Source organism: Pseudomonas sp. GL_135 (assembly GCF_057834665.1).
The window spans coordinates 206,710-226,981 of sequence record NZ_CM174408.1 but is presented as its reverse complement, the minus strand read 5'-3'; the positions used below and the strand labels follow the sequence as shown (position 1 = coordinate 226,981).

Here is a 20,272-nt window from a genome sequence, read left to right as displayed (position 1 = left end):
GAGCTGTTCACTATAAACAGGGCGGGGGCTTACGCAAGGGGCGGCGTGTCTCATTGACGATACACGCCCTGTAGGAGACGTCGGATAAAGCCTGGCGATCAAGCAGCAGTCAGTACTTCCTGTCGCCGTTGGGAATTATTTCTGGCACTTCGGGCAGTAAACGCTGGCACGCTGACCCAGCTTCACCTCTCGCAGCGTGGTCCCGCAGACCTTGCACGGCTCCTCGCCACGGCCGTAGGCGAACAGTTCCTGCTGGAAGTAGCCAGGCTGGCCGTCCCCGCCGATGAAATCGCGCAGCGTGGTACCGCCCCGTTCGATGGCGGCGGCCAGGATGCGTTTGATTTCAATCGCCAGCTTTATATAGCGAGCCTTGGAAACGCTCCCGGCGGCACGGCGCGGATCAATGCCGGCGGCAAACAGGGCTTCGGTCGCATAGATATTGCCGACGCCCACGACGATCGCGTTATCCATGATGAACGGCTTGACTGCCATTGCCCTGCCCCGTGACAGCTCGAACAGACGCAACCCGTCGAACACGTCCGTCAGCGGCTCCGGCCCGAGGCGGGCGAGCAGCTCGTGGTTGAGCGGGTCGAGACTCCAGAGCATGGCGCCGAAACGCCGCGGGTCGGTGTAGCGCAAAGCCAGGCCGGATTCGAGTTCGATGTCGACGTGCTCGTGCTTGAGCGGCGGCAGGCCGGCATCCACCAGACGCAGATTGCCCGACATGCCGAGGTGGCTGATCAAGGTGCCAACCTCCGCCTGAATCAGGAGGTATTTGGCACGCCGCTCGACCGCCACGATTTTCTGCCCCGACAAACGCACGTCGAGGTCTTCAGGGATCGGCCAGCGCAAGCGACGATCACGCACGATTACCCGGCTGACGCGCTGGCCCACCAAGTGCGGCGCAATGCCCCGGCGAGTGGTTTCAACTTCTGGTAATTCAGGCATGGGGCCGCTCGATGAAGGATGAGGTCAGGCGCGCAGGGTCAGTGCGCACTCAGCTCACGAATGCTTTCTTTGAGGTTTTCGAAGTCATAGTCGGACAAGCCAACGTAATCGAGCACCAACGGACCAATGCTGTTCCACTCATGATCGACGGGCTCGTTGCCCAGAACGCGGTGAGATTCACAGACATGCTCGGCCATTTTCAGCACAGCGAGCATGTTTTTCAGCGGCGCATTGCGACCCGAGTCGTCCTGAAAAATCGCCAGCGCATTGTGATGATTGGCGATCGCATTGCTGACATGTTCCGGCAAACGCCAGGACTTGGCGGTGAAATAACCGACAACGGCGTGGTTGGTGTTCAGCAGCCTGTTCTCGGTGTCGACCACACGGCACTCGGCGGTGGTGTTGGCATACGCTTCTTCGAGGACGCTCATGTAATCGGGAAAACGCTTGATCATCAGCGGCACGCCGCAGTCATGAAACAGACCCAGCGCGTAGGACTCGTCCACGGTTTGCGAGCCGATGCGCTTGGCCAGCGTCAGACTGGTCATCGCCACGTCCTGAGCGGTATCCCAGAAACGGTTGAGCACGACAATGGTTTCATCGCTCATCTCGCCCTTGATCGATTGCGCGTTGATCAGGTTGATGACCGAGCGGCTACCAAGCAGATTCACCGCCCGCTGAATCGAAGCGATTTTGTTGCTCAGGCCGTAATGGCTGGAGTTGACGATTTTCAGCAACGCCCCGGAGAGCCCCGGATCCTGAGCGATCAGCCGGGCGATGGCACCCAGGTCAGGGTCGGGCATGTACTGCTCCATCTGCAAGTCCACCATGATTTGCGGCTGGGGCGGAACGCTGATGCCTTGTAACGCCTGCTGGATCTGCTCGGACGTAAGCTCTTGGGACATAACTTCACACTCGGGTTCAGGCCACGATTCTAACCCCTCGCGGCCATGGGTCTACAACTGTATGACGATTCAACGGGTCCGACGGACAGCCAGACGGTAATTGAGCACGGCGCGACCTCCAGCAGGCTGACGCGCTATACTCCCGCTCTTTTTTCCGGAGCGACGTCATGTCCCTGCCTAGCTTGCGCCTCAAGCCCAACGCCGATCGCCGTTTGCGCAACGGTCATTTGTGGGTCTACAGCAACGAAATCGACGTCGCTGCCACCCCGCTCAACGGCTTTGCTCCTGGCGCTCAAGCCGTTCTTGAAGCAGCCGGCGGCAAGCCGCTGGGTATCGTCGCGATGAGCCCGCAGAACCTGATCTGCGCACGGCTGCTGTCCCGCGACATCAAGCTGCCACTGGACAAGTCGCTGCTCGTTCATCGCTTGAATGTCTGCCTGTCGCTGCGCGAGCGTCTGTTCGACAAGCCGTTCTATCGCCTGGTCTACGGCGACTCCGATCTGTTGCCGGGTCTGGTGGTGGATCGCTTCGGCGACATTCTGGTGGTGCAGCTGGCGTCAGCGGCCATGGAGCAACTCAAGGACGACGTGCTCGCTGCGCTGATTCAGGTGATCAAGCCGAGCGGCATTCTGCTCAAGAACGACTCCGCCGCACGCGACGCCGAAGGGCTGAACCGCTACGTTGAAACCGCATTCGGCCTGGTGCCGGAGTGGGTCGCGCTGGAAGAAAACGGCGTGAAGTTCGAAGCGCCGGTGATGGAAGGTCAGAAGACCGGCTGGTTCTATGACCACCGCATGAACCGCGCGCGCCTGGCGCCGTACGCCAAGGGCAAGCGTGTGCTGGACCTGTTCAGTTACATCGGCGGCTGGGGCATTCAGGCCGGTGCGTTCGGCGCCAGCGAAGTGTTCTGCGTCGACGCGTCGGCCTTTGCGCTGGACGGCGTGGAGCGTAATGCGGTACTGAATGGCTTCGCGGAGAAGGTCACCTGCATCGAAGGCGACGTGTTTGAAGCGCTGAAGGAGCTGAAAGCGGCTGAAGAGCGTTTCGACGTGATCATCGCCGACCCGCCTGCGTTCATCAAACGCAAGAAGGACATGAAAAACGGCGAAGGCGCCTACCGCCGCCTGAATGAGCAAGCCATGCGCCTGCTCAGCAAGGACGGCATTCTGGTCAGCGCATCCTGCTCGATGCACCTGCCGGAAGATGACCTGCAAAACGTCCTGCTGACCAGCGCCCGCCATCTGGACCGCAACATCCAGCTGCTCGAGCGCGGCGGCCAGGGCCCGGACCACCCGGTTCACCCTGCAATCCCCGAAACGCGCTACATCAAAAGCATCACCTGCCGGTTGCTGCCGAACAGTTGATGGCTGTGGCGTAACGAGATGGCCCATTTCCGCAGATCCCGCGCGGATCTGTAGGCGATTGATCCCTGTGGGAGTGAGCTTGCTCACGAAGACGGCGTTGCACCCGCTGAAGCTTTAGCGGATGTACCGCCACCTTCGTGAGCAAGCTCACTCCCACAGTTGCGTTTGTCCGCAGATACATTTGTGTTATCAGACCGATGAGTCCGCAGCAGCACTTCCCGCCATTCCCTCCCGCCCTCACAGGTGTAGAATCAGCGCTATTCATCGCCAGTCATCCCCCGGCGGGTTTATGAGCTCAGGCTGGGCGTACGGTGATCCCGTATCGTTCGGTTTCTTCGCTGCATCCGGTCACTGCCTTTTGCACACGACGTCACTAGAAGCTCACTCCCTTCCTCATTCAGCCGATTAGCCGGAGTGTTCCAATGCCTGATTACCGCTCGAAAACGTCTACCCACGGCCGCAATATGGCCGGTGCGCGCGCCTTGTGGCGTGCCACGGGTATGAAGGACGACGATTTCAAGAAACCGATCATCGCCATCGCCAACTCGTTCACCCAGTTCGTTCCGGGCCACGTCCATTTGAAGGACATGGGCCAGCTGGTGGCGCGCGAGATCGAAAAAGCCGGCGGCGTCGCCAAAGAGTTCAATACCATTGCGGTAGATGACGGCATCGCCATGGGCCACGACGGCATGCTGTATTCGCTGCCAAGCCGCGAGATCATCGCCGACTCGGTCGAGTACATGGTCAACGCCCACTGCGCCGACGCCATCGTCTGCATCTCCAACTGCGACAAGATCACCCCCGGCATGCTGATGGCTGCGTTGCGCCTGAACATCCCGGTGATCTTCGTTTCCGGCGGCCCGATGGAAGCCGGCAAGACCAAGCTCGCCAGCCACGGCCTGGACCTGGTTGACGCCATGGTCATCGCTGCCGACTCCACCGCTTCCGACGAGAAAGTCGCTGAATACGAGCGCAGCGCCTGCCCGACCTGCGGTTCGTGCTCCGGGATGTTCACCGCCAACTCGATGAACTGCCTGACCGAAGCGCTGGGCCTTGCGCTGCCGGGCAACGGCTCGACGCTGGCGACCCACTCCGACCGCGAACAGCTGTTCCTGCAGGCCGGCCGCACTATCGTCGACCTGTGCAAAACCTACTATAAAGACAACGACGACTCGGTGCTGCCGCGCAACATCGCCAACTTCAAGGCGTTCGAGAACGCGATGACCCTCGACATCGCCATGGGCGGTTCGACCAATACCATCCTGCATTTGCTGGCCGCGGCCCAGGAAGCCGAGATTCCGTTCGACCTGCGCGACATCGATCGCCTGTCGCGCCGCGTGCCGCAGCTGTGCAAGGTTGCGCCGAACATCCAGAAGTACCACATGGAAGACGTTCACCGCGCCGGCGGCATCTTCAGCATCCTCGGCTCGCTGGCCCGTGGCGGCCTGCTGCACACTGATTTGCCGACCGTGCACAGCAAGTCCATGGAAGAAGCCATCGCCAAGTGGGACATCACCCAGACTGACGATGAAGCGGTGCATCACTTTTTCAAAGCAGGTCCTGCCGGTATTCCGACCCAGACGGCCTTCAGTCAGTCGACCCGTTGGGAAACCCTGGACGACGACCGCGAGAACGGCTGTATCCGCAGTGTCGAGCACGCTTACTCGCAAGAAGGCGGCCTGGCCGTGCTGTACGGCAACATCGCGCTCGACGGCTGCGTGGTGAAAACCGCCGGCGTGGACGAGTCGATCCACGTGTTCGAAGGCAACGCCAAGATATTCGAAAGTCAGGACAGCGCGGTACGCGGCATTCTGGCGGACGAGGTGAAGGCCGGCGACATCGTGATCATCCGTTACGAAGGTCCGAAGGGCGGCCCGGGCATGCAGGAAATGCTGTACCCGACGTCGTACCTGAAATCCAAAGGCCTGGGCAAAGACTGCGCGCTGCTGACCGACGGGCGTTTCTCGGGCGGCACCTCTGGTCTGTCCATCGGCCACGCCTCCCCTGAAGCCGCAGCGGGCGGCGCAATCGGTCTGGTCCGTGACGGCGACAAGGTGTTGATCGACATTCCGAATCGTTCGATCAATCTGTTGATCGACGACGCTGAAATGGCCGAACGTCGCGCCGAGCAGGAAAAGAAAGGCTGGAAACCGGTTGAGTCACGCCCCCGCAAAGTGACCACCGCCCTCAAGGCCTACGCCTTGCTGGCCACCAGCGCCGACAAAGGTGCTGTGCGTGACAAGGCGATGCTCGACAAGCTGATGCCATAAGCATCACCCCGCATAAAAAACACCCCGCATGTCGGGGTGTTTTTTTGTCTGCCTGCCGATTAGAGGAGGTAAGGCTCGGACATCCAGCCGAACCATCGATTTAGCCTCCAGCAGATCCGGACACCGGAGGTTTCAGGCGCCAATCGCAACAGTGATCGCGCCCAACAGCAGGCAAAGACTGGCGACCAACGTTAAACGCAGACGCATCGGCAGATACCAGGCGGGCAGTGTTGTGGCTTTCACCAGACGGCGGTCCTGCCAGTAGTGCGCGACGAAACCGAAAATCAGCAGCAACAGCCCCAATGGTGCCGGCAATAACAGCGCGGGCCAGGCGATCAGTGCCGGGATGACACTCCAGATGAACCGCTCGCGACACTGATCGGGATTCAAGCCTTGCAGGGTCATGGCGAATCCCCAATGCAGCGCGCCCACAAAACTCAGGATCACTGCCCCGTAAGCGACCAGCGCTTGCGTCAAGAACGGGCGGTATTCGACTGAAAACAGAATCAGCAACAGCAGCCCAACGAACGGCAGCAATCCACCATAGCCCAACAGGGCGACATACCTTGGCGACGAAGACAGCGACAACGGTTTCATTTGAGCCCCTTCCATTCATTTACTTGAAAGACTATCGCTCAAAAGCGCAATCCTGTTTAGCTTCTCTTCACGCGACCGGAAAAAGGACCGCGTCCTGAAACCCACTGATCACGGCCTTGATCCATAGACGCTGAGACCTTCACATGAATACGTTGATCTATTGGTTCCGCCAGGACCTTCGACTTGCTGACAACCCTGCCTTCACTCGCGCGTGTGAACAGGCGGACACACTGCTGCCGGTTTACTGCGCGCCGGCGGCGGGCCCAACGCCATGGGGCTTTGAACGCATCGGCGCCCATCGTCAGTATTTCGAACAATCAGCGGTCAGCGCACTGGCCGTGCAGTTGCGGGCCCACGGCAGTGGGTTGATGCGGATCGAGGGTGATCCGGTTGAACAGCTTGTCGCCCTGGCCCACGAATGGGGCGTCTATACGGTCATCTGCGAACGCATCGCGGCGCCAGAAGAGGAAGCCCAGGTGCAGGCCCTCCGCGCGGCGGGACTGACCGTGGAAGATCACTGGCAGTCGACACTGTTGTCGCTGGATGAGTTGCCAATGGCGGTCGAGGAGCTGCCCGACGTATTCAGCAGCTTTCGGCGCCTTGTGGAAAAAGCCCACACTTCTGCACGCCCCGCCATACCGTCGCCAACGACAATTCCTGCGCTGCCCAAAGGTTTGAGCATCGAGCCGGTTACGCAGCAGGCGCCTCCCGCTTTGGACTCCCGCTCTGCGTTTCCTTACCAACAGCAAGCGTTCCACGGTGGCGAGCAGGCAGCCATTGAGCATCTGCAGCAGTATTACCGTCGGGGTCTGGCGAACAGCTACAAAGCCACGCGCAACAACTTGAGCGCTGTGGACGACTCCACCAAATTTTCGCCCTGGCTTGCACGGGGTTCGCTGTCAGCGCCGCAGATTGATCAGGCGTTGAAGGCTTTCGAGGCCGAACACGGCGCCAACGACAGCACGTACTGGATTTATTTCGAGTTGCTGTGGCGCGATTACTTTCGCTTGCTGCATCTGAAATACGGTCGCCTTCTGTACCGCGCCAGCGGCCTGAAAGGTGGCAGCGAGCCAGGCCACAACCCACAGGGGTTCGCGCGCTGGTGTCGGGGTGAAACCGGAGAGGCCTTGATTGACGCTGGCATGCGGGAATTGGCAGCAACCGGCTACTTATCCAACCGAATGCGCCAGATCGTCGCCAGTTACCTGATTTTTGACCTGAAGGGCGATTGGCGCGCCGGGGCCGCCTGGTTCGAAGCGCAGCTGGTGGATTACGACGTCTACAGCAATCAGGGCAATTGGCTGTACATCGCCGGCTACGGAACGGACCCCAGGGGCGGTCGGCGCTTTAACACCACGAAGCAAGCGGACGAACATGATGCCGACGGCGCATACCGCAGGTTATGGGCCTGACAGTGCGCGGCACGGCAAATCACCGTGCCGCGATGAGACGGCTTACTGAATCTCGTCCGGCTTGACGATTACCCAGTTCTTGTCCGCCGTGACCGGCAAGCCCTCTTTAGCCTGAGCCTCGGCGTTGGTCTTCATCATGCCGTTGAGCTGAGTCATGTACTTGTCCTTGCGATTGATCCACAGATGAACGCCGCCTTTGCTGACATCGACGCTGTGGAACAGCATGTAACCGTCGCTGGTAGGGGTGTCGCCGCCCACCAGCACCGGTTTTTTCCACTGATCGATGTAGGTCAGGATCGCCGCCTGCTTGCCGGCCATCCACGTCGCCGGGGTCCACAGGTAAGGCGTCAGCTCAAGACCGAGGTTGGCTTTCTCATCGTACTTGCCGGCGGTGATCTGCTTCCGCGCGGTCGTCAATTCGCCTGTCTCGCGGTTCTTCAGCAGCGTGGTCACGCCGATAACATTCTGCGGCTTAACGTTGTAGCCGTATTTAGGATCAGCGGCGACCATGCGCACCAGCTCTTCTGACGCTGCGGTCATCACATAGACCTCGATGCCGTTTTCCATCAGCTTGTTGTACAGCTCGGCCTGGCCGGTGAAGACCTTGGGCGGCTGCACTTCGATGGTCTTGACCACGTCGCCTTCGTAATAGGTGCTTGGTACGGGTTTACCCGAGGCCATCAGCTCGTCGACGTAGCCTTTGAGTTCTTTGAGGGTGAAGCCGGAAAACACTTGCGCGACCCATGGATAACAGACCATGTCGTCGATTTCGCAAAGCCGGTAGTAATAGCTGAACAGGCTTTCCTTATGGTCAGCGGTGTCCTTGAACGGAATGAGCTTGAGGGAAGGATCGAGTGTGTCGCGGGTGATCAGCCCTTTGTTTTCCATGAACGGCAGCAGTGACTCCTCCAGGTCGTAGCGGTAGCTGGTGTTGTCCATGTCGAAAACGGCGAAATTACCTTTGTTGGCGTTCGCCGCAATCATGGCGTTGAGCTGCTTGGCGGCAGGCGCGGGCCAGTGGTTGAGCTCGGTGGCGAATACCTGTCCGGCCAGGCCGAGACACAGCGCAGTCGCCAGAAGTGTTGGTACGAATTTCATGGTGATCTCCTCCCCTTTTTGGTTCGAGGAGGACCGTAACAAAAAGCGATGACTGTTTGGATGCGTCAGCGACAGCGTCCGTCTTGCTGGCGTCACCCAGATCGCCATTCGCGACAGATGACATGAAAACGACGTTTTTGTGACAGGGCTAGAGCTGCTCACTCCTGCAGTTGGTCTCATTCCTCTGTAGGAGTGAGCTTGCTCGCGATAGCGATATCAGGCCCGCTCCCAAACCTCGAAACTGTACGCAGGCTTGTCATCCAGCGCCGGGTTTGGCGTGTCTGAAACCAGTTTCCACTGCGCCAGATCGAATTCCGGAAACCACGCGTCTCCTTCGGGGCTCAGCGCCACGCGGGTAAGGTATAGGCGGTCAGCATGCTCGAGCGCCTGGCCGTAAAGCTGTGCGCCGCCGATCAGCATCACTTCACTGACGCCCTGCTCGGCCGCCCACTCTTCGGCGCGCTCCACTGCCGCCTCCAGAGAGGTAAACACTTCCGCGCCTTCAAGCTGCAAATCCTGCTGACGCGTGACCACCAGATTCAACCGGCCCGGCAGCGGACGGCCCAGAGAATCCCAGGTCTTGCGACCCATGATGATCGGCTTGCCCAGCGTGGTCGCCTTGAAATATTTGAAATCGCCCGGCAGGTGCCAGGGCATGGAATTGTCGACGCCGATGACCCGGTTTTCAGCGAGTGCGGCAATCATGCTCAGGGGGAGATGTTTTTTCATGACGCGAGGATATCAGAGCGCCCTCCCCCAGCACATTCGCTCGCCACGCGGTCCAAGCCCGATACCTGTTCGCTGCGCGATCGCAGCCACACCGGTTATGCTCACCCACGACTTTACCGACGAGACGCCGCGTGACTGCACTGACTCCCCTTGATGAACTCTGGCTGACCGAAGCCGTGCGGCTGCGTGAAGAACACGCCGGCGCGCTGGAAGACGAAGAAGCCAATCGCCGCGCACGCGCCGCTGCGGGCGACTTGCAAACCCGGATCAAACACCGCGCCCTGTGGCTTGCCGAGCGCGACGGCATGCTCAAGGCGCTGCATCACTGGAAACAGGGCGCGCGCCTGGCGTTGATCGTGCTGGCGGTGTTCGCGGTGGTCAGCGGCGCCGGGCTGGCTTTCGCCGCATTGGGCGACGGACAGACGCCCGTCAATGTGTTCTGGGCGCTGGGCAGCCTGCTCGGGCTTAACCTGATTCTGCTGACAAGCTGGGCGATGGGCCTGCTCTTCGTCGGGGAAAGTACCGCTGGCCTCGGTCGCCTCTGGATGTGGCTCAGCGAGAAGCTGGCACGCGATGCCCAGGCGGCGCAGCTCGCGCCGGCGTTGATATTGCTGCTACAACGCAAGCGTCTGAACCGATGGGTGCTGGGCATCTGCGTCAACGGCCTGTGGTTGATCGCCCTGCTCAGCGCGCTGACCCTGCTGCTGTTACTGATGGCGACGCGGCGCTACGGCTTCGTCTGGGAAACCACCATTCTGGGCAGCGACACCTTTGTCAGCCTGACCCGAGGCCTGGGGGCGATTCCTTCGTTGCTGGGCTTCAGCGTACCGACCGAATCGATGATCCGCGCCAGCGGCGACACTGCGCTCGCCATCGAAAACGCCCGTCAGGCCTGGGCCGGATGGCTGGTCGGCGTGCTGGTGGTGTTCGGTATTGTGCCGCGCCTGCTGCTGACGATGCTGTGTTACCTGCGTTGGCGCGTGGGTCGACAGGGGCTGGGACTGGATCTGAGTCACTCCGGTTTCGTCGAACTGCGCGAGCGCTTGATGCCCAGCAGCGAAAGGCTGGGCGTCAACGATGCAGCGCCTCCTGAGCTTCACGCGGTCACCACCGGCCCGTCGGCGAGCGAAAGCCAGGGCGCGCTGCTGGTCGCCATCGAGCTGGACAATCAGCAGCCGTGGCCACCCGAGCTTCCCGGCAGCGTGGTCAACGCCGGCATTCTCGACTCCCGTGAATCAAGGCGCACACTGCTCGACCAACTGACACGCTACCCGCCTGCGCGCCTTGCCATCGCCTGCGATCCACGTCGTTCCCCGGATCGCGGCAGCCTGGCGTTGATTGCCGAACTCGCGCGATGCGCGACCGCGACGCGCATCTGGCTGTTGCCTGCTCCCACCGGACAGGCGCTGGACGCCGACCGACTGGAAGATTGGCACACGGCGTTGCAGCAGCTCGAACTGAACTGGACCGACAGCGCGCCAGTGAGCTGGCTGGAGAGCGGACATGACTGACAAGGACGCAATTCGACCGCTGAAACTGGCCGTGGTTGGCCACACCAACGTCGGCAAAACCTCGCTGTTGCGCACGCTGACCCGCGATGTCGGCTTCGGCGAAGTCTCCCATCGCCCGAGCACCACCCGGCACGTCGAAGGCGCGCGGTTGTCGGTGGACGGCGAGGCGTTGCTGGAGCTGTACGACACGCCCGGCCTGGAAGACGCCATCGCACTGTTCGACTATCTCGAGCGGCTGGACAGACCTGGCGAACGGCTCGACGGCCCGGCGCGGCTCGGGCGTTTTCTTGAGGGCAGCGAGGCGCGCCAGCGTTTCGAGCAGGAAGCCAAGGTGCTTCGTCAGTTGCTCGCCTCGGACGCCGGCTTGTACGTGATCGACGCGCGAGAGCCGGTGCTTGCCAAATACCGCGACGAGCTTGCCGTGCTCGCCAGTTGCGGCAAACCGTTGCTGCCCGTGCTCAATTTTGTCAGCAGTGCGCAGCAGCGCGAGCCGGACTGGCGTGAAGCGCTGGCGCGTCTTGGCCTGCATGCGCTGGTGCGTTTCGACAGCGTCGCCCCGCCCGAAGATGGTGAACGCCGTCTCTATGAAAGCCTCGCCCTGCTGCTGGAAACCTCACGGGGCAGACTGGAGCGTCTCATTGCAGATCAACAGACTCAGCGTGAGGCTCGCAAGCAGAGCGCAGCCAGGCTGATCTCCGAACTGTTGCTGGACTGCGCCGCCTGCCGTCGAAGTGTGGCCAGCGATTCCGGTCAGGTACAGGCGGCGATCGATGATCTGCGCAAGGCCGTGCGCCAGCGCGAACAACGCTGCGTCGAGTCGCTGCTCAAGCTTTACGCGTTTCGTCGCGAAGACGCCTCGGCCAGCGATCTGCCGTTGATGGATGGCCGCTGGGGCGATGACCTGTTCAATCCCGAAACCCTGAAATTGCTGGGCGTACGTGTGGGTGGCGGTATCGCTGCGGGCGCGGCGGCAGGTGCTGGCGTGGATTTACTGGTCGGCGGCATCACGCTGGGCGCTGCGGCACTGGTCGGCGCGATTGCCGGCGGCGCCCTGCAAACAGCGCGAAGTTACGGTGGGCGGCTGATGGACAAATTCAAGGGTCAGCGCGAACTGACTGTTGACGATGCCGTGCTGCGACTGCTGGCGCTGCGCCAACGGCAACTGCTGCAAGCGCTGGAAGTGCGCGGCCATGCCGCGATGGACAGCATCAAACTGACTGCCCCGCTGGACAAGACCTGGCGCGAAGGCAAGCTGCCGGAGGCGCTGCACAAGGCGCGGGCGCATCCGCAATGGTCGTCGCTGAATCCGGGGGCAAAGCTGAACCAGACGGAGCGGCAGGAGCAGGTCGAGGCATTGGCCAAGACAGTGCTGGTCTGAAATGGGCAGCGGCGATGATCTACCGATCAGCAGCCGACAGTCGCCTCGACGATTTTGCGGTAGGGGAATTGCGCGCGGACCGGTATGATCGCGCGCCCGATACACCCGGAAGCACACGCGCATGAAACCCACCTTGATCGCCGCTGCAGAACTCGACCGCATCGAGACCTGGCAGAAATATTCCAGCTACATGTGCGGAGGCTGCGTTTCCAGCTGCTGCACGCTGCCTGTGGAAGTGAAGATCAAGGACCTGATCCGCATCGGCATCGTCGACGAGTTCGAACAGGGGGATAACCCGAAGAACATCGCCAAACGGTTGCAGAAGGACGGGATCGTCGAACGCTTCAATCAGAAATCCGGGATCTTTACCCTCCAGCGCATGAGCAACAACGATTGCCTGTACCTGGATCGCAAGAGCCGGCTGTGCACCATCTATGACAAACGCCCCGACACCTGCCGCAACCACCCGAAGATCGGCCCGCGTCCGGGTTATTGCGCGTACAAGCCGAAAGAAGTCGTGCGCGAAAGCACCGGCACGCTGAACTCGAACTCCGGCCGTGTGCCCTTGAAGTTCTAAGCCCCTACAGAGTTCGCGCACGCGTTCCCGGCTAAAGCCGGTCCTACCAAAGGCGCGCGGACTTTAGCGGGACCGGCTTTAGCCGGGAAGGGGCCGGTTCCAGCAACATCGCCCTCACAGCATCGACACCGGCCAAACCAAAATCCAGACAAACAAAAACGCCCCCGGCCTTTCGACCGGGGGCGTTTTCGTTCAGCCGGGGCTAGTTACGCCTTGGCTTTCTTGGCAGCACGGGTACGCTCGCCTTCGTCGAGGATCTTCTTGCGAAGACGGATCGACTTAGGGGTGACTTCGCACAGCTCGTCGTCCTGGATGAATTCCAGAGCCTGTTCCAGAGTGAAGCGAACAGGTGGAACCAGAGCGATGGTTTCGTCTTTGCCCGAAGCACGCATGTTGTCGAGCTTCTTGCCTTTGGTTGGGTTCACACCCATGTCGTTGTCGCGGCTGTTCAAGCCAACGATCTGACCGTTGTAGATCTCCTGACCGTGCTCGACGAACAGCTTGCCGCGCGCCTGCAGGGTTTCCAGGGAGTAGGTCAGTGCCTTACCGGTTTCAACCGATACCAGAACGCCGTTCTGACGGCCGGACATGTCGCCGGACTTCATGGTGTCGTAGCGGTCGAAGATCGAGGTCAGGATGCCAGCACCGTTGGTCAGGGTCAGGAACTGGTTACGGAAACCAATCAGGCCACGAGCAGGGATGTTGTATTCCAGACGCACACGGCCTTTGCCATCCGGCACCATGTTGGTCAGGTCGCCTTTACGCAGACCCATCTCTTCCATGACCTTGCCCTGGGATTCTTCCGGGGTATCGATGGTCACGTTTTCAAACGGTTCCTGCTTCACGCCCTCTACCTGACGGATGATCACTTCAGGACGACCGACACCCATTTCGAAGCCTTCGCGACGCATGGTTTCGATCAGTACCGACAAGTGCAGCTCACCACGGCCCGAGACCTTGAACTTGTCAGCCGAGTCGCCTTCTTCAACGCGCAGAGCAACGTTGTACAGCAGCTCTTTGTCCAGACGCTCCTTGATGTTACGGGAGGTCACGAACTTGCCTTCTTTACCGCAGAACGGCGAGTCGTTGACCTGGAAGGTCATCGAAACGGTCGGTTCGTCAACGGTCAGCGGCTTCATCGCTTCAACTGCGTCCGGGTGGCACAGAGTGTCGGAGATGAACAGCGAGTCCATACCGCTGATGCAGACGATGTCGCCAGCGGCAGCTTCTTCTACGTCGATGCGGTGCAGACCGTGGTGACCCATCAGTTTCAGGATACGGCCGTTGCGGCGCTTGCCGTCAGCGCCGATCGCGACAACCGGAGTGTTCGGCTTGACGCGGCCACGAGCGATACGGCCAACACCGATGACGCCCAGAAAGCTGTTGTAGTCCAGAGCCGAGATCTGCATCTGGAACGGACCGTCACGGTCAACCTTTGGCGCAGGGACGTTGTCGACGATCGACTGGTACAGCGGGGTCATGTCTTCAGCCATGTCGGTGTGATCCAGACCGGCAATACCGTTCAGGGCCGAGGCGTAGACGACTTTGAAGTCCAGCTGTTCTTCGGTGGCACCGAGGTTGTCGAACAGGTCGAAGATCTGATCCAGAACCCAGTCCGGACGCGCGCCTGGACGGTCAACCTTGTTGATGCACACGATCGGACGCAGGCCGGCTTCGAAAGCCTTCTTGGTCACGAAACGGGTTTGCGGCATAGGGCCGTCTTGGGCGTCGACCAGCAGCAGAACGGAGTCAACCATCGACATCACGCGCTCTACTTCACCACCGAAGTCGGCGTGGCCCGGGGTGTCAACGATGTTGATGTGGTAGCCATTCCAGTTGATCGCGGTGTTCTTCGCGAGAATGGTGATACCGCGCTCTTTTTCCTGGTCGTTGGAGTCCATCACGCGTTCGTCGTTGAGCTCGTTGCGCTCAAGGGTGCCGGACTGGCGCAGAAGCTTGTCGACGAGGGTAGTTTTACCGTGGTCAACGTGAGCAATGATGGCGATGTTGCGTAGATTTTCGATCACTTGTGTATCTCGATCAGAGGATTCGGTCAGCTGTCTGATTGTAGGCAGCTATGAACGGTGGAGCCGGCGAAAGCCGTTACGGCTGACGACTGGTGTCGGGGGGCCGGTGACGCAAGCCACAGGCAAACAGCCCCGGGCACTTAGCTCGGTCGATAAACGCGCACATTGGCATGCCCCTCACTGAGCAGATGATGAGCATGCAGGCGACTCATGACGCCTTTGTCGCAATAGAGCAGGTACTGGCGCGTGTCATCCAGTTCCTTGAAACGGCTGTTCAATGCAAAGAACGGCAGCGTTTGTACTTCAACGCCAGTCAGCGCCAGCGGGCGGTCTTCTGCTTCATCCGGGTGACGGATGTCGATGACCACTTGCCCGGCCAGCGCCTGACTGACTTCTTCAATCTGAACGTCCTGACCCAACTCCTCGATCACGCGGTCGATGGGCACCAGACGAGCGTTTTCGAGCGCACGCTCGAGCACGGCCATGTCGAACGATTTTTCTTCGTGCTCGACCCGATTGCGCTTGGCGGCGGTCTTCGGGTTCACCGAAATCACACCGCAGTATTCGGGCATGTGCCGGGCAAAATCGCCGGTGCCGATCTGATCGGCCAGGTCGATGATGTCCTGCTTGTGACTGGCGATCAGCGGTCGCAGGACCAGCTTCTCCGTCACGCAATCGATGACCGACAGGTTGGGCAGCGTCTGGCTGGACACCTGGGAGATCGCCTCGCCGGTGACCAGCGCGTCGATTTCCAGCCGGTCGGCAATGTTGGTCGCAGCGCGCAACATCATACGCTTCAATACTACGCCCATATGACTGTTATCGACTTTTCCGAGAATTTCTCCCAGAACTTCCTCGAACGGTACGCTGACGAACAGCACCCGCTGGGAACTGCCGTACTTCTTCCAGATGAAGTGCGCGACTTCCATCACGCCCAGCTCGTGGGCACGTCCGCCCAGATTGAAGAAGCAGAAATGGCTCATCAGGCCACGACGCATGATCTGGTAGGCCGCCACGGTGGAGTCAAAACCACCGGACATCAGGATCAGGGTCTGTTCAAGCGAACCCAGCGGATAACCGCCAATGCCGTTGTGCTGGCTGTGAATCACGAACAGACGCTGGTCCCGAATCTCGATTCTGACTTCGACTTCCGGCGCCTTCAGCGAGATACCAGCGGCGTTGCACTCACGGCGCAATTTACTACCGACGTACTTCTCGACGTCCATGGAGCTGAAGTCGTGATGGCCTGCCCGCTTGCAGCGAACCCCGAATATCTTGCCGGGAAGCGCGTCGCCGAAGTGCAGTTTGCACTTCTCGTAGATGTCTTCCATGTCGCCCAGCGGATACTGGTCAACCTGCAGAAAGTGCGTGATGCCGGGCATGCAGCTCAGCCGCTCGGTCATCTCGCGCAGGACTTTGGCATCCTCGACCCTGGTTTCGACCTCAAGGTTGTCCCACACGCCATCCACCACCAACGCCGGGTCCAGATCGCGGAGCACCGTACGGATGTTCTTGGCCAGCTGTTTGATGAAGCGCTTTCGCACAGGCCGGCTTTTGATAGTGATTTCTGGGAAGACTTTGACGATTAATTTCATGAAAACAGCGCGCTAGGTCCCGGTCGAAAAAGGGGGGCGCGGATTATAGCGGAAATTGCTCAAGGTTTAACCAGTTATCGTACGGCCAATCGTCCGCGCACCAAAACGGCCCTGTATACAATTACCTGGCACCATAAGAGTGCGCCGGTTTTCGAATATGCGACGTTTAACGCGCTTAAAGGCAGGTAATCCCGCCGAAAACCCAACACAGGGCACTGGCATGCAAATTGCTCCCTTGTGAGGCAGGTTGCCTTGGTCGAGTATCGCGCCCGGCATCACCCAAATTGAAGGGCCCACTACTACTCAGGCCCTAATCCACCCCGGAGGACAGCATGTCGAAGTCGGTTCAACTCATCAAAGATCATGACGTTAAGTGGATTGATCTGCGCTTCACGGACACCAAAGGCACTCAGCACCACGTGACCATGCCGGCCCGCGATGCGCTGGAAGACGACTTCTTCGAAGTCGGCAAAATGTTCGACGGTTCCTCCATCTCGGGCTGGAAAGGCATCGAAGCCTCCGACATGATCCTGCTGCCGGACGACGAAACCGCAGTGCTGGATCCGTTCACCGAAGAGCCTACCCTGATCCTGGTATGCGACATCATCGAACCTTCGACCATGCAAGGTTACGATCGCGACCCACGCGCCATCGCTCACCGCGCCGAGGAATACCTGAAGTCGACCGGTATCGGTGACACCGTATTCGCCGGCCCTGAGCCAGAATTCTTCATCTTCGACGAAGTGAAGTTCAAGTCCGATATCTCCGGCTCCATGTTCAAGATTTACTCCGAACAAGGTTCATGGATGTCCGACGCGGACATCGAAGGCGGTAACAAGGGCCACCGTCCAGGCATCAAAGGCGGCTACTTCCCGGTTCCACCGTTCGACCACGACCACGAAATCCGCACCGCAATGTGCAACGCTCTGGAAGAAATGGGCCAGGTCGTCGAAGTTCACCACCACGAAGTGGCAACCGCTGGCCAGAACGAAATCGGCGTGAAATTCAACACGCTGGTTAAGAAGGCCGACGAAGTTCAGACCCTGAAGTACGTCGTGCATAACGTTGCGGACGCTTACGGCCGCACCGCTACTTTCATGCCAAAGCCTCTGTACGGCGATAACGGTTCGGGCATGCACGTTCACATGTCCATCTCCAAAGATGGCAAGAACACCTTCGCTGGCGAAGGTTATGCCGGCCTGTCCGACACCGCTCTGTACTTCATCGGCGGCATCATCAAGCACGGTAAGGCCCTGAACGGCTTCACCAACCCGGCAACCAACTCGTACAAGCGTCTGGTTCCAGGTTTCGAAGCGCCGGTCATGCTGGCTTATTCGGCTCGCAACCGTTCGGCTTCGATCCGTATTCCTTACGTCAACAGCCCTAAAGGCCGTCGTATCGAAGCACGTTTCCCGGACCCTGCAGCCAACCCGTACCTGGCCTTCGCTGCACTGTTGATGGCTGGCCTGGACGGCATCCAGAACAAGATCCACCCTGGCGATGCGGCTGACAAAAACCTGTACGACCTGCCGCCTGAAGAGGCGAAAGAGATCCCACAAGTGTGCGGCAGCCTGAAAGAAGCCTTGGAAGAGCTGGACAAAGGTCGTGCGTTCCTGACCAAAGGCGGCGTATTCAGCGACGATTTCATCGACGCTTACATCGCGTTGAAATCCGAAGAAGAAATCAAAGTGCGCACCTTTGTGCACCCACTGGAATACGAGCTGTACTACAGCTGCTGATCCAGTCGCGTCGGCGTAAGCCGCGTGAACAAGAGGCCTCCTTCGGGAGGCCTTTTTTGTGCCTGGTTTTTACTGCGTGGTACATATACACATGTAACGCATTCGAGCCGACCTTCCCGGGCAATATGCTCAGCATTGCAACACTGCCAAACGGTGAATCTGTGCCTGGCCCGTTGCGGGCGACGATCACTCATGCGAGAACAGACAACCATGCTCAAGTCATTTCACATAACCGCTCTGGCAATGGCCCTGTTTGCGCCATGCCCCAATGCAGCATCCGCCCAGCAGCCTCCCGCGCAACTCCAGCCGCTTATTGCGGCCATGGAGCAAAGGCTGGAAATCGCCAATGACGTGGCGCGCAGCAAATGGCACAGCGGCAAGCCGGTGCAGGACAGTGAGCGCGAGCGCCAGGTGATCCAGAATGCCGAATCTCGGGCGGGTGAATTCAAGCTGGCGGCCGATGATGTAAGCGAGTTCATGACCGCCCAGATGGAAGCCAACAAGATGGTGCAGTACGCGCGCATCGAGCAGTGGCGTGATACCGGCCACTCCCCGGAGAAGCCCGAATCCGGCCTCACCGACGGCATCCGGGGTCGGCTGGATACGCTGCTGCCGGTGTTGATGCAAAGCTACTCGGCGTTTCAGCCTTACCGCAGCAATGCCAAGTGCTCAGGCTGGGTGCAGTCGGAAATCCAGCGACAGGCAAGCGATCCGGTCATTGTGACCGCGCTGCAACGGGCGGCAGGCGACCTCTGCCGGATCACGGCAACCCAGTGAGCAGGCACGCAGATACGCTTCTCAACTGACACCGTCGATCAGTATTCCTCTATGCTGATCTTGTGCCGCGCCCTGCATTGAGCGCGGCACCATTGTTGGTTGTCCTGATCGCTGCACTGGAGTGTTCATGCGTCAATGTCTCGCCCTTCTGCTGCTGGTGTTTGCACTGCCCGCTGCCGCGCAGATCTACAAATACACCGATGCCTCCGGGAACACGGCGTACAGCAACCAGCCGCCGAACGGTACCAAAGCCGAAACTGTCGAGTTGCCGCCGCTCAACAGCGTCGAGACCGTTGTGCCTGCCGCGCCTCCGCCACTGCCCGCGACGCAGAACCAGAACCAGAACCAGCAAAGCGCCGCTGCCTATCAGGTGCTCGCGCTGAAAGACCTGCCGGAGGACGAAGCGCTGCGTGCCAACAACGGCTCGTTTACTGTTGGCGTTGCCATAGAGCCTCGTTTGCAGCCCGGGCATTTGCTGCAGTTGATTGTGGACGGCGCGCCCTACGGACAGCCCACCAACATTCCGCGGCTGCAGGTCATGGAGCTTGAACGGGGCGAACACAGCTTTTCGGTTCAAGTGCTGGAAAACCAGCGTTCAATCCAGCAAAGTGAGACGGTCAACCTGACAGTGCAGCGAGTCCATGTCGGCCGGCCTTAAATACTTCTGCCAGTTGGCCGTTGCTCTGTGCCTGCTGTTCAGCGTAAGCCAGACCGTTTTGGCCCAGGTGTATACCTACATCGACGCGAACGGGAATCGGGTCTTTACCGATCAACCTCACCGCAATGCGAAGAAGGTCGAGATAGCGCCGACCAACCGGGTCGATCAGCCTACGAAGGCGCCCAGTCGGGCATCCAAAGCGAAGCCAGCGGCGAGTCCGATCTTTCATTATCAGTTGCTGCGCATACTGGCGCCGGAACCCGACAGCACGATCCGCGATATTGAAGGCAATCTGAACGTCACCGTCAGCAATGATCCCGAGTTGCAGCCGGACCACTTGTACAGGTTACTGCTCGACAGCAAGCCCTACGGCGAACCGACGCGCAGCCCGGTTTTCCCGCTGACGAACATTGATCGTGGTACTCACCAGCTGTCCGTAGAGATCATCGATCAATACGGGCGAGTGCTGGAGCGAACCCCCAATCAGCCCTTCCATCTGGTCCGCATCTCTCTGGCTCAGAAACGACTCGCGCAGCCCTGCAGAACCGATGATTACGGCGTGCGCCCCGAATGCCCCATCAAGGACAAACCGGAAGAAAAATCGAGCTTCTTTCCCTTTTTCCGTTAATCCTGCCTGACCAGGTATGCTCCAATGTGGTGCGCGAGCTGGACAAGCTCGCGCACAAA

At 59.9% G+C, this 20,272-nt stretch carries 17 protein-coding genes; 10 read left to right on the top strand and 7 right to left on the bottom strand.

Annotated elements, in window-relative coordinates:
• Nucleotides 1–135 precede the first annotated feature (135 nt).
• Nucleotides 136–948: a bifunctional DNA-formamidopyrimidine glycosylase/DNA-(apurinic or apyrimidinic site) lyase gene (mutM, locus tag AC3ISG_RS01005; protein ID WP_122536783.1), complete on the bottom strand. Its 813-nt coding sequence runs from the start codon at nucleotides 946–948 to the stop codon at nucleotides 136–138.
• Nucleotides 949–986: 38 nt separating this feature from the next.
• Nucleotides 987–1,853, bottom strand: a complete 867-nt coding sequence (locus tag AC3ISG_RS01000) for an HDOD domain-containing protein (RefSeq protein WP_122624395.1) — start codon at nucleotides 1,851–1,853, stop codon at nucleotides 987–989.
• A gap of 167 nt (nucleotides 1,854–2,020) precedes the next feature.
• On the opposite strand from AC3ISG_RS01000, the gene AC3ISG_RS00995 reads away from it, so the two are divergent.
• Nucleotides 2,021–3,217: a class I SAM-dependent rRNA methyltransferase gene (locus AC3ISG_RS00995; RefSeq protein WP_489298328.1), complete on the top strand. Its 1,197-nt coding sequence runs from the start codon at nucleotides 2,021–2,023 to the stop codon at nucleotides 3,215–3,217.
• A 422-nt stretch (nucleotides 3,218–3,639) separates the two neighbouring features.
• Nucleotides 3,640–5,487, top strand: a complete 1,848-nt coding sequence (gene ilvD, locus AC3ISG_RS00990) for a dihydroxy-acid dehydratase (protein WP_122536780.1) — start codon at nucleotides 3,640–3,642, stop codon at nucleotides 5,485–5,487.
• Between the two features lie 132 nt (nucleotides 5,488–5,619).
• On the opposite strand, the gene AC3ISG_RS00985 is transcribed toward ilvD, so the two are convergent.
• The gene (locus AC3ISG_RS00985) at nucleotides 5,620–6,084 is read right to left on the bottom strand and encodes a DUF3429 domain-containing protein (protein ID WP_489298327.1); all 465 of its coding nucleotides are present in this window, start codon (nucleotides 6,082–6,084) and stop codon (nucleotides 5,620–5,622) included.
• 143 nt (nucleotides 6,085–6,227) lie between these two features.
• Between AC3ISG_RS00985 and AC3ISG_RS00980 the strand changes: the two genes are divergently transcribed.
• Nucleotides 6,228–7,496 carry a DASH family cryptochrome gene (locus AC3ISG_RS00980; RefSeq protein ID WP_489298326.1) on the top strand — a complete coding sequence of 423 codons (1,269 nt, stop codon included), beginning with the start codon at nucleotides 6,228–6,230 and terminating at the stop codon, nucleotides 7,494–7,496.
• 42 nt (nucleotides 7,497–7,538) lie between these two features.
• Here the strand turns inward: AC3ISG_RS00980 and AC3ISG_RS00975 are convergent, their stop codons facing one another.
• Nucleotides 7,539–8,594, bottom strand: coding sequence for an HAD family hydrolase (locus AC3ISG_RS00975; protein WP_489298325.1), 1,056 nt, complete (start codon nucleotides 8,592–8,594; stop codon nucleotides 7,539–7,541).
• A gap of 216 nt (nucleotides 8,595–8,810) precedes the next feature.
• Nucleotides 8,811–9,323, bottom strand: coding sequence for a dihydrofolate reductase (locus tag AC3ISG_RS00970; protein WP_489298324.1), 513 nt, complete (start codon nucleotides 9,321–9,323; stop codon nucleotides 8,811–8,813).
• A gap of 131 nt (nucleotides 9,324–9,454) precedes the next feature.
• Between AC3ISG_RS00970 and AC3ISG_RS00965 the strand changes: the two genes are divergently transcribed.
• The 3 genes from AC3ISG_RS00965 (at nucleotide 9,455) to AC3ISG_RS00955 (ending at nucleotide 12,789) form a co-directional block, all read left to right on the top strand.
• Complete coding sequence (locus AC3ISG_RS00965; protein WP_489298323.1) at nucleotides 9,455–10,834, top strand: DUF2868 domain-containing protein; 1,380 nt, start codon at nucleotides 9,455–9,457, stop codon at nucleotides 10,832–10,834.
• Complete coding sequence (locus AC3ISG_RS00960; protein ID WP_489298322.1) at nucleotides 10,827–12,212, top strand: GTPase/DUF3482 domain-containing protein; 1,386 nt, start codon at nucleotides 10,827–10,829, stop codon at nucleotides 12,210–12,212. Before AC3ISG_RS00965 ends, AC3ISG_RS00960 begins: the two co-directional genes overlap by 8 nt.
• 121 nt (nucleotides 12,213–12,333) lie before the next feature.
• The gene (locus tag AC3ISG_RS00955; RefSeq protein ID WP_074890161.1) at nucleotides 12,334–12,789 is read left to right on the top strand and encodes a YkgJ family cysteine cluster protein; all 456 of its coding nucleotides are present in this window, start codon (nucleotides 12,334–12,336) and stop codon (nucleotides 12,787–12,789) included.
• Between the two features lie 206 nt (nucleotides 12,790–12,995).
• On the opposite strand, the gene typA is transcribed toward AC3ISG_RS00955, so the two are convergent.
• Together typA and thiI are read right to left on the bottom strand one after the other, a co-directional pair.
• Nucleotides 12,996–14,816, bottom strand: coding sequence for a translational GTPase TypA (typA, locus tag AC3ISG_RS00950; protein WP_489298321.1), 1,821 nt, complete (start codon nucleotides 14,814–14,816; stop codon nucleotides 12,996–12,998).
• Nucleotides 14,817–14,956: 140 nt separating this feature from the next.
• A complete protein-coding gene (thiI, locus tag AC3ISG_RS00945) occupies nucleotides 14,957–16,411 on the bottom strand; it encodes a tRNA uracil 4-sulfurtransferase ThiI (RefSeq protein ID WP_122624387.1) in 1,455 nt (484 codons plus the stop codon).
• A 332-nt stretch (nucleotides 16,412–16,743) separates the two neighbouring features.
• On the opposite strand from thiI, the gene glnA reads away from it, so the two are divergent.
• The 4 genes from glnA to AC3ISG_RS00925 all read left to right on the top strand — a co-directional run bounded on the left by glnA (nucleotide 16,744) and on the right by AC3ISG_RS00925 (nucleotide 20,213).
• Entirely contained in the window at nucleotides 16,744–18,150 is a 1,407-nt protein-coding gene (gene glnA, locus AC3ISG_RS00940) for a glutamate--ammonia ligase (protein ID WP_037018763.1), read from the top strand.
• 210 nt (nucleotides 18,151–18,360) lie between these two features.
• Nucleotides 18,361–18,927: a chorismate mutase gene (locus tag AC3ISG_RS00935; protein ID WP_489298320.1), complete on the top strand. Its 567-nt coding sequence runs from the start codon at nucleotides 18,361–18,363 to the stop codon at nucleotides 18,925–18,927.
• A 127-nt stretch (nucleotides 18,928–19,054) separates the two neighbouring features.
• Complete coding sequence (locus AC3ISG_RS00930) at nucleotides 19,055–19,585, top strand: DUF4124 domain-containing protein (protein ID WP_122624385.1); 531 nt, start codon at nucleotides 19,055–19,057, stop codon at nucleotides 19,583–19,585.
• Nucleotides 19,569–20,213, top strand: a complete 645-nt coding sequence (locus tag AC3ISG_RS00925; protein ID WP_489298319.1) for a DUF4124 domain-containing protein — start codon at nucleotides 19,569–19,571, stop codon at nucleotides 20,211–20,213. The genes AC3ISG_RS00930 and AC3ISG_RS00925 overlap by 17 nt, the downstream gene beginning before the upstream one ends.
• Nucleotides 20,214–20,272: the final 59 nt, after the last annotated feature.